Genomic DNA, 12668 nt, shown 5'->3' on the forward strand with positions numbered 1-12668 from the left:
GCGCGGCCCACGGCGCTCCCATGAGCCGTTTGGTTGACCGCGCAACATCCTAGTGCCCCGACAGGCAACATTCGCCCCGTCGCGACGCCCGGCACGCTCCCCCCATAGGCCCGGAAAAGCACCGCCCCCGACCAGGGTGACTCGTCAACTGGAGTCGCGCTGGACCACCGAGGCGCCGAGCACCCGGTGCGTCTCCGGCTCGCCGCCGGGATCGCGCACCACGCGGTCCACCAGCTCGGCGAGGCCGCGGCCGGAGGGCAGGTCGATGTGGATCGTGGAGAGCCGCGGCCGCAGCAGCCTGCCCAGCATCAGGTCGTCGGCGCCCAGCACCGCCGTGTCCTCGGGGATGCGCACACCCGCGTCCTGGAGGGCGCGCATGAACAGCATCGCGTACTCGTCGTTGTACGCGAACACCGCGTCGATCCCCAACTCCCGCCAGCGGGAGGCGAGTTCGGCAGCGGACTGTTCGGTGTAGCCGAGCGGCAGCCCGGTCACCTCGGCGTCGGTGCCGCGCAGGGCCTCGCGCACGCCTTCGAGGCGGGGCCGGGAGAAGGTCTCCAGGTCGGCCTCCTCGGGGACGAGCACGCCGATCCGGCGCCGGCCGCGGGCGTACAGATGACGTCCGGCGCAGCGGCCGACGGCGGCGTGGTCCATCAGCAGGGCGTGCGCGCCCGCGACGCGTCCGGGTCCGAAGGTGACCACCGCGCGGGCGCCGGCCCGCTTGAGCACCGCGACCCCCTCGGGACCGACCTCGGCGTCCGGGACCAGCACGGCGACCGGCCTCAACTCGGCCCAGGCTCGGGCGGCTTCGTCGCCGCGGAGGCCCGCGGTGCCGTACTGGACGACCGTGTAGTCGAGGCGGCTGAGGGCCCACTGGAGGTCGTTGATGAACTGTGCGTACAGCGGGCCCACCGCGATGGCCGGTGCGGGCATCAGCACCATCCGGCTGTGCCCGGCACGCAGGCTGCGGGCGGCCGCGTGGGGGACGTACCCGAGTTCCTTCGCCGCCTGGTGGACCCGGCGGCGGGTGGGCTCGCTGATCCTTACGGCACTGGTGTTGTTGAGGACATAGGAGACGGTCGCGCGGGAGACGCCCGCCAGGCGGGCCACATCGGCGCTCGTGGGGACCGACCGGGGCACCGGCGACGCTGCCGAGGGCGGTTTCGGGATCTGCACCATGACGTACGGCATCTTGGCAGAGACGCCGCCCGGGGGGAGCGGCGGGGCAAGGTGGTTGAGGGTTAGACAAGTTGGGCGCCGCCGCACCGGCACCCCACACGTCGATGCCTCCCATACGCTCGTCGGCGTGACGAACATGTTCGTTACGAACTTGTTCGCACCGAACGCGTTCGTTACAGTCAAGACCAGATGCCGGACCACGCCCGCCCGCGCAACGGCATCGAGCACACCGTCACCTCCGATCCCATGACCAAGGAGCTCGCCATGTCCACTCCCCATCACCCCGTCGCGATCGTCGGTGCCGGCCTCGGCGGGCTCACGCTCGCCCGGGTGCTGCGCGTGCACGGCGTCGCGGCGGCCGTCTTCGACCTGGACGCCTCCCCCGCGGCCCGCACCCAGGGCGGCATGCTCGACATCCACGACGACTCCGGCCAGCCGGCGCTGCGCGCGGCCGGGCTGTTCGACGCGTTCCTGGCGCAGGTCCACCCGGGCGGCCAGGCGACGCGGGTGCTGGACAAGGACGCGCGGGTCCTGCTGGACCTGCCGGACGACGGGGCCGGCGGGCGGCCGGAGATCGACCGGGGCGATCTGCGCCGGCTGCTGCTCGACTCCCTGCCCGAGGGCGTGATCCACTGGGGCGCGAAGGTCACCGGAGCAAGCCCGGTCGGTGCCGGCCGGCACCGGGTGACCCTCGCTGACGGCGGCGCCTTCACCACCGATCTGCTGGTCGGCGCGGACGGCGCCTGGTCCCGGGTGCGCCCGCTGGTCTCGGACGCGCGGCCCGCGTACACCGGGATCTCGTTCGTGGAGGCGGACCTGCCGGACGCGGACGCGCGCCATCCGGTGAGCGCCGAAGTGGTCGGCGGGGGCATGCTCTTCGCGCTCGGCGCGGGCCGGGGCTTCCTCGCCCACCGGGAGAGCGACGGCGGCCTGCACGTGTACGCGGCGGTCGAGGCGGCCGAGGAGTGGCTGGACGGGATCGACTTCACCGACACCGAGACGGCCAAGCGGGCCGTCCTCGATCACTTCGGCGGCTGGGACAAGAGCCTGCGGGGGCTGGTCGCGGACGCGGAGGGCACGCTGGTGCCACGGCGGATCCACGCCCTGCCGGCCGGCCACCGCTGGGACCGGGTGCCCGGGGTCACGCTGCTCGGCGACGCGGCACACCTGATGTCGCCGTTCGCCGGCGAGGGCGCCAACCTGGCGCTGATCGACGGAGCCGACCTCGGCCTCGCGCTCGTCGCGCACCCGGGGGACACCGAGGCGGCCTTGGCCGCCTACGAGGAGAAGATGTTCGCGCGGGCCGAGCGGTCCGCGGCGGACTCCGCACGCAGCGGCGCCATGCTGTTCAGCGCCGACACGCCCCGGGGACTGGTCGACATGTTCACCGGCGGCGAGCCGAACCCCGGCGAGCCGAACCCCGGCGGGCCGGGCGCCGGCGCGGCGGACGTCAGCGCGGCGGCGCCGTCCGCGTGACGCGGTCGACCAGGTCGGTCCAGCCGGCTTCCAGGCGCTCCAGCGGCATCCCGCACTGCCGGGTCAGATGGTGGATCTGCGCGGGGTCGAGGTACGCGAGCAGCGTCTGGGCGAGCAGTTCGCAGTCGGCGTCCGGCTGGATCTGCCGCAGCAGCATCGTGACGTGCGTGCGCAGCGCCTGGATCGGCGGATTGGCATAGCGCCGGGTGGGCTCGGGCTGGGCGGCCAGCTGGAGGTCCAGCTGCTCCGCCGAGCGGTAGAGCACCGCGACGCCGAACGCCCGGAGCCGCTCGACCGGCGGGGCGCCGGGGCCCAGCGGCGGAGGGCCGCCGAGGAAGTCGGCCTGGAGCTGCCGCGAGGAGTGGTCGAGCAGCGCCATCAGCAGCCCGGTGCGGTCGCCGAAGCGGCGGAAGACCGTGCCCTTGCCCACCTCCGCCGCCGTGGCCACCGCCTCCATGGTCACACCGGCCACCCCGTGCTCGGCGATCAGCCGGGCGGCGGCCTCCAGCAGCCGAGCGCGGTTGCGGGCCGCGTCGGCACGCAGGCACGGCTCGTCGGGAGCGGGCCCGACCTCTAGCAACTGGGGGGTGTCGATGGGCTCCTGGGGCTGCGGGAGGGGCGGCAGGACGCTGGACATGAAGACAGCGTAAAGCATCCGGAACAGAACTGGACCGGGGTCCGTTTAGGATGTTAGAAATTAAACCGGACCTCGGTCCGGATTCGTTACGGCAGTGTTTCAGCACCCCCCTGGAGATTCCCATGTCTGTCCGCATCCTTGCGCTCGTCGGCAGCCTCCGCGCCGGTTCGCACAACCGCCAGCTCGCCGAGGCGGCCGTCAAGCTCGCCCCCGAGGGTGCCGTGGTCGAGGTCTTCGAGGGCCTGGCCGACATCCCCTTCTACAACGAGGACATCGACGTGGAGGGCAACGTCCCGGCCGCCGCCGCGAAGCTGCGCGAGGCCGCCCAGGCCGCCGACGCCTTCCTGCTCTTCTCCCCCGAGTACAACGGCACCATCCCGGCCGTCCTGAAGAACGCCATCGACTGGCTGTCCCGCCCGTACGGCGCCGGTGCCTTCGGCGGCAAGCCGGTCGCCGTCGTCGGCACCGCGTTCGGCCAGTTCGGCGGCGTGTGGGCGCAGGACGAGGCCCGCAAGGCCGTGGGCATCGCCGGCGGCAAGGTGATCGAGGACATCAAGCTGTCGATCCCCGGCTCGGTGACCCGCTTCGCCGAGACCCACCCGGCCGACGACGCCGAGGTCGCCGCCCAGCTGACCGAGGTCGTCGCCCGCCTGCACGGCAACGTGGCCGTGGCCGCCTGAGGCACCCCCTCGACGGTGGGCGTGGCCGCCCGAGCCACGCCGTGAAAGGGGCCGGAGCCCAGCTCCGGCCTCTTTCGCGTCCCGCGCTCACCGGCGGGCACCCGCCGGACGGCGGGGAGCTTCCGCCGTCCGGCGGCCCCGGGGAGCGGGCGGGCGCGCGGATCATAGGCGTACGAGCCGCAGCGCACCACCGCGAGGAGCCGCCATGACCGCCGTACCGCCCCCGTTCGACCCCGAGCTCTCCGCCGCCCTGGAGCTGATCAAGGACGTGATCTCCCCGTCGTTCACGATGGCGGACATCGACACGATCCGGCAGGGCGCGGGGATACAGCTGCTCGCCGAGCTGGACCTCACCATGGGCGGGACGTTCGAGGTGGAGGACCGCACGGTCCCCGGTCCGGCGGACGCGCCGGAGATCTCCCTCCTGATCTGCCGCCCGGTCGCCCCGGCCGCCCCCGGTCCGCTGCCGGTGATCTACCACGTGCACGGCGGCGGCATGGTGATCGGCAACAACCGGGTGGGCGTGGACGCCCCGCTGGCCTGGGCGAAGGAGCTGGGCGCGGTGGTCGTGTCGGTGGAGTACCGGCTGGCGCCCGAGCATCCGCACCCGGCGCCGGTGGAGGACGTGTACGCCGGGCTGCTGTGGACGGCGGAGCACGCGCAGGAGCTCGGCGGCGACCCGGAGCGCATCGTGATCGCCGGCGCCAGCGCGGGCGGCGGCCTGACCGCGGCCCTGGCCCTTCTCCTGAGGGACCGTCAGGGTCCGTCGGTGATCGGCCAGATGCTGCTGTGCCCGATGCTCGACGACCGCAACGACACCCCGTCCGGCCACCAGATGAAGGGCCTCGGCGTCTGGGACCGCACGTCCAACGAGACCGGCTGGACCGCCCTGCTGGGCGAAGGCCGGGGCGGCCCCGACGTGTCGCCCTACGCGGCCCCGGCCCGCGCCACCGACCTCACCGGTCTTCCGCCGGCCTTCCTCGACGTCGGCTCCGCCGAGACCTTCCGCGACGAGACCGTCACCTACGCCTCCCGCATCTGGCAGTCCGGCGGCGTCGCCGAACTCCACGTCTGGCCCGGCGGCTTCCACGGCTTCGACGGCTTCGCCCCGCAGGCCGCCCTGTCCCAGTCGGCACGGGCGGCCCATCTGGACTGGCTGCGGCGGCTGCTGGCGCGGTGAGGACCGCCGCCGTCGACGGCGGAGCCGATGAGCCGTGCCTGGAGCCCCCGCGAGGCGGCCGCCGTACCGACGTCGGTGTCCGTCCCGGCCCGGCAGGCGACGGCGGACCCGTACTCCTCGTGGACGGCGCCGCCCCGCGCGCTGCCCGCGGGCAGACGGCGGCCCCCGTGGCCGGTGATGACGGCCGCCCCGGCGCGGACGGCACTCCTCGGAGCGGGGCCGCAGGGCGCATCATGGCGGTATGAAAGAGCTGGCGGGGCGACTGGCCGCGGTGGACCCGGATGCCGGCGCGGCCGTCGCGGTCATCGCCTACTTCGACCGGCTGGCCGAGACCCGGGCCGGTCTGGAGGCGCTGGTGCGCGGCGCGGCCGTGCTCGCCGGGTGTCCGGCGCGGCTGGCCGACGAGGAGCGGCGGGTCCGGCTGCGGGTGGAGCCGGACGGGCGCCGGACGGACGTCGCGAGCGCGCCCGAGCCCGGCTGGCCGTGCGCGCCGCTGGTCCCGGGCGGGCCGCCGGGACTGTGGCTGGAGCGCGCCGGGGCCGACGGTCCGAGCGTCGTCGACGCGGTGATCCTGGAGCGGGCCTCGGCGGCCGTGCGCTCCGTCCTCGACCGCACCCGCGGCCGGGCCCCGGGGCCGCCGGTGGACGATCCCGCGCTGGTCGAGACGGTCCTGGACGCCGGCGCCCCGCCACCGGCCCGGCTGCACGCGGCCCGCCTGCTCGGCCTGGACGCCGCCGACCCGGCGGCGCGGTTCCGGGCGGTGGCGGTCGCCGACGGCCCGCCCCGGATCGTGGCCGACGGGACACCGCTCCCGCCGTCGGCGGGACGGGCGGGTGTGGGTCCGGCCGTGGCCGCCCAGGACCTCCCCCGGTCCTGGGCGGCGGCCCGTACCGCGCTGCGGTTCACGTCCGACGGCGGCGCGCAGGAGCCCGGCGGCCCGTCCGTCGTGCACGCCGACGAGCTGGGCGGGGTCGCCCTGCTCGCCGGTCTCGTCGTACCCGGCGCGGAACCGGCGCCGGACGTCCGCGCCGTGCAGGCCGCCGCGGCGGACGCGCCCTGGATGCTGCGCACGCTGCACGCGGTCGCGTCGACGGCGAGCCTGCGGGCGGCGGCCGCCGAGGTCAACGTCCACCACTCCACGCTCCAGGACCGGCTGACGCACGCGGAGCATCTGCTGGGCTGGTCGGTGCGCACCCCGCAGGGCCGGTTCCGGCTGCAACTGGCCCTCACCATGCGCCACCTGATGGCCACTCAGTAGCGGCTCAGTACACGTCCCGGACGTACCGCCGGTCCGCGGCCAGCTGCTTGACGTACACCGTCGCCTCGTCCTCGGTCAGTCCGCCGTGCACGGTGGCGATGTCCCGCAGGGCCCGGTCGACGTCCTTCGCCATCCGGGAGGCGTCGCCGCACACGTAGAAGTGGGCGCCGTCCTGCAGCCAGGACCACAGCAGCGGGCCGTGCTCGCGCATCCGGTCCTGCACGTAGACCTTGGCGCGCTGGTCGCGGGAGAAGGCGGTGTCGAGGCGGCTCAGGGTGCCCTCGGCGAGCAGGGCGGTGAGCTCCTCCTCGTAGTAGAAGTCGGTGGCCCGGTGCTGTTCGCCGAAGAACAGCCAGTTCGGGGCGCGGTGGCCGCGGGCGCGGCGCTCCTGGAGGAAACCGACGAACGGCGCCACCCCGGTGCCGGGGCCGACCATGACCATGGGGGTCGCCGGATCGGCGGGCGGGCGGAAGTGCGCGGAGCGCTGGACGTGCACCGGCACCTCGGTGCCGGGTCCGGCGTCGGCCAGGAACGGCGAGCAGACGCCCTGCCGGGGCCGGCCGCGCAGGTTCTCGTAGCGGACGACGGAGACGGTCAGCGAGACCTGGTGGGGGTCGGTGAGCGGGCTGGAGGAGATGGAGTACAGCCGCGGCTGGAGCCTGCCGAGGACACCGGCCCAGTCATCGGCGTCGGCGCGGATCCCGAACTCGGCGACGACGTCGACCGCCTGCCGGCCCCAGGACCACCTGGCCAGCCCGTCCTTGTTGTCGGGGCGCAGCAGTGTGCGCAACTCGCGGGGGTCGCGGGTGCGTTCGGCGGCGAAGCGGAGCAGGTCCGGGGTGACGCGGGTGATGTCCAGATGCCGGGAGAGGGCTTCGACCAGGGGAACCTCACCGACTCCGTCGATCCGCACGCCGGTTGTCGCGTCGAGACCGGTCACGTCCAGCCATTCCGCCACCAGGTCGGGGGAGTTGAGCGGGTGGACCGCGAGCGCGTCGCCCGCCTCGTAGACCAGCGGGGTCTCGCTGTCCCGGCTGTCGAGGGTGAAGCGGCGGACCTCCTTTCCGGCGCCGGGCAGGCTGAGCAGCCGGTTGCCGACGAGCCGGGCGGTGACGGGGGCGGGGCGCCGGGGCCTGGCGGGCGCCGGGGCAGGCGCGGCGGGGGGCGGGGACCCGTCCCTGAGGGCGGTGAGCACCTGGTCGAGCCAGGCCTGCGCCTGCGTCTCGTAGTCCGGTTCGCAGTCGGTGCGCGGCGCGAGCCGGACCGCGCCCAGTTCGTCCATGCGGCTGTCCAGGCGCCGGCCGTGTCCGCAGAAGTCGTCGTAGGAGGAGTCGCCGAAGGCCAGGACGGCGTACCGGCGGCCGGCCAGGCGCCCGGTGTCGAGGGCGGCCAGGCCGTCCCAGAAACCGGCGCCGTTGTCGGGAGCGTCGCCGTCGCCGAAGGTGCTGGTGATCAGGAGCAGGTCGGCGCCGCTGGGCAGGGCGGCCGGGTCGGCCTGGTCCATGGCGACGAGGGAGGCCGCGTGGCCGCCGGCGGCGAGCCGCTCGGCGGCGGTGGCGGCGAAGTCCTCGGCGTTGCCGGTCTGCGAGGCCCAGAGGACCATCACCTGACGGGCCGGGGTCGTGGGCGCGGTGACCGGGGCCGCGCCGGAGCGGGAGTACATGCCGGCGAGGGCGCCGTCGACCCACAGGGCGTGCTCCGGGCTGAACGGCGCGTCCGGCGGCAGCACGGGAACGCCGGGGGCGCCGACCGGGATGCCGGCGAGGAAGCCGACCAGGTACTGCCGTTCGCGGTCGGTGAGCACCGGCGGCGGCGCCGGGTCGAGTCCGAACACCGCGGCGGCGGCGGGCGGCACGGCGGTGGGCACCGCAGCGGCGGCACCAGGCACGGCGGCGTCGGCGGGGGCGGCGTCGGCGGCCGGGGTCCGGGCGGCACCGGGCGCCCGCACGGTCACGGGCGTGGACACCTTGGTGAGCGACACCGCGCACACCTTCAGCTCGGGCTGGAAGGACAGCGGGTCGACCGCGTCGCTGGTCACGGCGTTGACGCTGAGGTACTCGCCGAACAGGTCGTTCCAGTGGAAGGGCGCGAAACAGGACCCCGGCAGCACCCGGTCCGTGACGACCGCCGGCAGCACCGCCCGGCCGCGCCGCGAGGCGACCTCCACCGAGTCGCCTTCGGCGAGCCCCAGCGCGGCCGCGTCCTCGGGGTGGACCTCGACGAACGGGCCGGGGTCGAGCCTGTTCAGTCTGGCGACCTTCGCGGTCTTGGTCAGGGTGTGCCACTGGTGCTGGAGACGGCCGGTGTTGAGGACGAACGGGTAGTCGTCGTCCGGCAGCTCGGCCGGGTCCACGTGCGGCCGGGCGTGGAAGACGGCGCGCCCGGAGGCGGTGGCGAAGGTGAGGGCGCCGTCGGCGTCGACGTACCGGACGGGGTTGCGGTCGGGGCCGTCGGCGGTGGCGGCCGGCCACTGGACGGGGGCGGCGCGCAGCCGGTCGTAGGTCACGCCCCGCAGGTCGTAGCCGGTCCGCGGGTTGTGGAAGGCCTTGATCTCCTCGAAGATCTGCTCCGCGCTGTCGTAGCGGAAGCCGTCCTCGAAGCCCATCGCGCGGGCGACCGCGGCGATCAGCCGCCAGTCGGCGGTGGCCTCGCCGGGCGGCTCGGCGGCGGGGCGGGCGAGGGTGAGGGTGCGCTCGCTGTTGACGAGGACGCCCTCGGTCTCGGTCCACAGGGCGGCGGGCAGCACGACGTCGGCGTAGGCGTTGGTCTCGGTGTCGGTGAAGACGTCCTGGGTGACGACGAACTCGGCGGCTTCCAGGCCCTCGATGACGGTCCGGCGGTTGGCGACGGAGGCGACCGGGTTGGTGCAGATGATCCAGCAGGCCTTGATCTCGCCGTCGGCCATCCGCTGGAACATCTCCACGGTGCCCTTGCCGACGCCGTCGGCGCGGATCGTGCCGGGCGCCAGCCTCCACCGCTCCTCCACGAACGCGCGGTCGGCGGCGACGAGCACCGACCGCTGGCCGGGCAGGCCCGGCCCCATGTACCCCATCTCGCGGCCGCCCATGGCGTTGGGCTGGCCGGTGAGGGAGAGCGGGCCGCTGCCGGGGCGGCAGATCTTCCCCGTGGCGAGGTGCAGGTTGACCAGTGCGTTGGTGTTCCAGGTGCCGTGCGTGGACTGGTTCAGGCCCATGGTCCAGCAGCTGGTCCACTCCCCCGCCTCGCCGATCAGCCGGGCCGCCGCCCGCAGGTCCGCCTCGGGGATCCCGGTGAGGCCGGCCACGACCGCGGGCGGGTAGTCGGCGAGGAACTCCGGCATCGCCTCCCAGCCCTCGGTGTGCGCGGCGATGAACTCGGGATCGGTGTGCCCGTTCTCGTACAGCAGGTGGAGCAGGCCGTTCAGCAGCGCGAGGTCGGTGCCGGGCCTGATCTGGAGGAAGAGGTCCGCCTTGGCGGCCGTGGCGGTCCGGCGCGGGTCGACGACGATCAGCTTCGCGCCCGCCTTGACCCGGTCCAGCAGGCGCAGGAAGAGAACGGGGTGGCAGTCGGCCATGTTGGAGCCGATGACGAGGAAGACGTCCGCCGTGTCGAGGTCCTGATACGAGCCGGGCGGCCCGTCGGCGCCGAGGGAGAGCTTGTAGCCGGTGGCGGCCCCGGCCATGCAGAGCCGGGAGTTGGACTCGATGTTGTTCGTGCGCAGGTAGCCCTTGGTGAGTTTGTTGGCGAGGTACTGGGCCTCCAGGCTCATCTGGCCGGAGACGTAGAGGGCGACCGCGTCGGGACCGTGCTCGTCGACGATCGCGCGCAGCCGCCGCGCGGTCTCGGCGACCGCCGCGTCCACGGCGGACGGCACCGCCTCCTCGCCCCGCTCGGGCCGCAGCAGCGCGGTGGTCAGGCGGCCCGGCGCGGCGAGCATGTCGGCGGTGGTCGCGCCCTTGGTGCAGAGCCTGCCGAGGTTCGCGGGGTGCTCCTTGTCCCCGGAGGCCTTCAGGACGGTACGGCGGCCGTCCGGGCCCCTGCCGATGTCCAGGACCATGCCGCAGCCCACCCCGCAGTACGAACAGACGGTCCGCACCCTTGTGGTGTCGGTGCTGCGCGAGTCCGGCGCGGCCACGGGCGCCCCCTGTTCCTGCTGGTCCAGCCTCTTCGGTCCGACCCCGACCGTAGGCACGGCTGATTACACCGGCGTCACCGCTCCCGCGCGACAGGGGTTAAGGCCGCCGCACAGACCCGCTCCGGCCGGTGTGAGCGGACCGGCCCGGACCGCTCCCCGCATGCCCCCGCACGACGGTTCGGGGCCGTCCCGGGATGCGCCGGGCCCGGAGCTGTTGCACGATGAGGGCGGCCGAGGGAGGGGCAGGCGAGGAGGACCGGGTGGACAGGGACACCTCCCCCGGACGACCGGCCGGTACGGCGCCCCCGGCCGCACCGCCGGCTCCGGTCGCGCGGGGCTCACCGACGGCGCCGGGCACCTCTCCCGCCGGCATCGGCTACCCCGACCTGCTGCGCGGCATCGTCGAGGACGCGGCCGTCGGCTTCGCGGTTATGGACACCGAGCTGCGCTACCTCTACGTCAATCCGCACATGGCCCGCGCGACCGGCCTGCCCGCCTCCGCGTACCTCGGCCGCACCCAGAAGGAGGTGCTGCCCCACCTCCGGCGGCCCGACCAGGTGCTGCGGGACGTCATCCGCGACGGCCGGCCGCGCGAGGCCGTCGTCACCGGGCGCACCTGGACGGACTCGCCGTACCAGGTCCGGGAGTGGCGGTGCGTGTACCACCGGCTCGTGGACGGCACCGGCAAGGTGGTGGGCGTGGCCGCGGTCGCCCTGGAGATCAGTGAGCCGCAGCAGTACGTGTACGAGCTGGAGCGCGCCCATCGGCGGCTGGCGCTGCTGGACTCGGCCGCGTCCCGGATCGGCACCGGCACCGACGTCGCCGGGACCTGCCGGGAGCTGGCGGACTTCGTCGTGCCGGAACTGGCGGACGCGGCCGGGGTGGAGCTGAGTCCGCCGGACACGGCGTCGGCGCGGCGGACGCCGACCCGGCTCGCGGCGTACGCCACGCGCCCCGGGCTGGTCACCGGCCTGGCGGCCCTGGACGCGCGCGGGGAGCTGGTCGGCTGGCCGCGCGGCACCGGGACCCGGCGGAACCTGGCGGCGGGCCGGGTCTGGCGGCGTGACGCGATCACCGCGGCGCAGTGGCGGTCGCTGATTCCGCGCTGGGCGCCGGCCCGCGCGTGCCTGACCGCCCGGGTCCACTCGGTGCTGCTCGCTCCCCTGGTCGCGGACGGAAGGGTGCTCGGCATTCTGCTGCTGGCCCGAGCCGGTGACTCCGGGCCCTTCTCGAACGAGGACGCCACGGTGGCCCGCGAGCTGGCCGCCCGCGCCGCCCGCGCCCTGGACCGCGCGGTCCGCTTCGAACGCGAGCACACCATGGCCCTGGAGCTGCAGCGGGCGCTGCTTGCCGAGCCGGGCCAGCTCCAGCAGCACACCTGCGTGGAGACCACCGCCCGCTACCGTCCCGCCGACGACGGCTCGGTGATCGGCGGCGACTGGTACGACGTCCTGGCGCTGCCCGACGGTCGCACCATGCTGGTCATCGGGGACGTGATGGGCCACGGCGTGGACGCGGCGGTGGCGATGAGCCACTACCGTTCGACCCTGCGGGCGCTGGCCCTGGCGGGGCTCTCGCCGCGGCGCATCCTGCAGCACGCGGACCGCATGGTCGCCGACTCCGGCTTCGAGCGGGTGGCCACCTGCTTCCTCGCGCTCGCCGACTCGGACGCCACCACGCTCACCTACGCCAGCGCCGGGCACCTGCCGCCGGTGTGGCTCGGCCCGTCCGGCGGGATCCAGCTGGTCCCGGTGCCGGTCGGCCCGCCGCTGGGCAGTGGGCTGGGCCGGTACGAGCAGCGGGTCGCCCCGGAGCGCGGCGGCGTGCTGCTCCTGTACACGGACGGTCTGGTGGAGCGGCGCGGAGAGGACATCGACCGCGGCCTGGCCCGGCTGACGGGCCTGGCGCTGTGTCCCGCCGACCCGCTGGACAAGATCCTCGACACGGTCCTCGCCCGTCTGGCCCCCGGCTCCGAGGACGACATCGCGCTGCTCGCGGCTCGTGCGGTACGGGCTGAGCGGCCCGCAGGCACGCCGGGGCGCACGCCGTACGGGGAGGGCGGCGCGGCCGCGTGAGGCTCAGTCGCGCGTGACGCTCGGTCGTAGGTGACGCTCAGTCGTAGGTGACGCTCAGTCGTAGGTGAC

At 74.8% G+C, this 12668-nt stretch carries 8 protein-coding genes; 5 read left to right on the forward strand and 3 right to left on the reverse strand.

Annotated elements, in window-relative coordinates:
* Window positions 1-144: 144 nt before the first annotated feature.
* The gene (locus AB0M11_RS05100) at window positions 145-1191 is read right to left on the reverse strand and encodes a LacI family DNA-binding transcriptional regulator (protein WP_365701487.1); all 1047 of its coding nucleotides are present in this window, start codon (window positions 1189-1191) and stop codon (window positions 145-147) included.
* A 252-nt stretch (window positions 1192-1443) separates the two neighbouring features.
* Between AB0M11_RS05100 and AB0M11_RS05105 the strand changes: the two genes are divergently transcribed.
* Window positions 1444-2655 (forward strand): NAD(P)/FAD-dependent oxidoreductase, encoded by a 1212-nt coding sequence (locus AB0M11_RS05105; protein WP_365701701.1) that lies wholly within the window; start codon window positions 1444-1446, stop codon window positions 2653-2655.
* Here the strand turns inward: AB0M11_RS05105 and AB0M11_RS05110 are convergent.
* Entirely contained in the window at window positions 2630-3310 is a 681-nt protein-coding gene (locus tag AB0M11_RS05110) for a helix-turn-helix domain-containing protein (RefSeq protein ID WP_365701490.1), read from the reverse strand. The two genes, AB0M11_RS05105 and AB0M11_RS05110, sit on opposite strands and share 26 nt — an antisense overlap.
* A gap of 104 nt (window positions 3311-3414) precedes the next feature.
* On the opposite strand from AB0M11_RS05110, the gene AB0M11_RS05115 reads away from it, so the two are divergent.
* From AB0M11_RS05115 to AB0M11_RS05125, 3 genes are all read left to right on the forward strand, one after another.
* Window positions 3415-3972, forward strand: a complete 558-nt coding sequence (locus AB0M11_RS05115) for an NAD(P)H-dependent oxidoreductase (RefSeq protein WP_365701492.1) — start codon at window positions 3415-3417, stop codon at window positions 3970-3972.
* A gap of 205 nt (window positions 3973-4177) precedes the next feature.
* Window positions 4178-5152 carry an alpha/beta hydrolase gene (locus AB0M11_RS05120; protein ID WP_365701494.1) on the forward strand — a complete coding sequence of 325 codons (975 nt, stop codon included), beginning with the start codon at window positions 4178-4180 and terminating at the stop codon, window positions 5150-5152.
* A 241-nt stretch (window positions 5153-5393) separates the two neighbouring features.
* Complete coding sequence (locus AB0M11_RS05125) at window positions 5394-6410, forward strand: helix-turn-helix domain-containing protein (RefSeq protein ID WP_365701496.1); 1017 nt, start codon at window positions 5394-5396, stop codon at window positions 6408-6410.
* 4 nt (window positions 6411-6414) lie between these two features.
* Here the strand turns inward: AB0M11_RS05125 and AB0M11_RS05130 are convergent, their stop codons facing one another.
* Complete coding sequence (locus AB0M11_RS05130) at window positions 6415-10524, reverse strand: bifunctional nitrate reductase/sulfite reductase flavoprotein subunit alpha (protein ID WP_365701498.1); 4110 nt, start codon at window positions 10522-10524, stop codon at window positions 6415-6417.
* Window positions 10525-10784: 260 nt separating this feature from the next.
* On the opposite strand from AB0M11_RS05130, the gene AB0M11_RS05135 reads away from it, so the two are divergent.
* The gene (locus tag AB0M11_RS05135) at window positions 10785-12599 is read left to right on the forward strand and encodes a SpoIIE family protein phosphatase (RefSeq protein ID WP_365701500.1); all 1815 of its coding nucleotides are present in this window, start codon (window positions 10785-10787) and stop codon (window positions 12597-12599) included.
* The last annotated feature ends 69 nt before the right edge of the window (window positions 12600-12668 follow it).

The sequence above is a fragment of the Streptomyces sp. NPDC051987 genome, from assembly GCF_040680735.1.
In the GTDB taxonomy this organism is placed as follows: domain Bacteria; phylum Actinomycetota; class Actinomycetes; order Streptomycetales; family Streptomycetaceae; genus Streptomyces.

What these genes read in the sequence shown, in the direction of transcription:
- AB0M11_RS05100 (WP_365701487.1), bottom strand. Translation starts at nt 1,191, where the DNA reads ATGCCGTACGTCATGGTGCAGATCCCGAAACCGCCCTCGGCAGCGTCG.
- AB0M11_RS05105 (WP_365701701.1), top strand. Translation starts at nt 1,444, where the DNA reads ATGTCCACTCCCCATCACCCCGTCGCGATCGTCGGTGCCGGCCTCGGC.
- AB0M11_RS05110 (WP_365701490.1), bottom strand. Translation starts at nt 3,310, where the DNA reads ATGCTTTACGCTGTCTTCATGTCCAGCGTCCTGCCGCCCCTCCCGCAG.
- AB0M11_RS05115 (WP_365701492.1), top strand. Translation starts at nt 3,415, where the DNA reads ATGTCTGTCCGCATCCTTGCGCTCGTCGGCAGCCTCCGCGCCGGTTCG.
- AB0M11_RS05120 (WP_365701494.1), top strand. Translation starts at nt 4,178, where the DNA reads ATGACCGCCGTACCGCCCCCGTTCGACCCCGAGCTCTCCGCCGCCCTG.
- AB0M11_RS05125 (WP_365701496.1), top strand. Translation starts at nt 5,394, where the DNA reads ATGAAAGAGCTGGCGGGGCGACTGGCCGCGGTGGACCCGGATGCCGGC.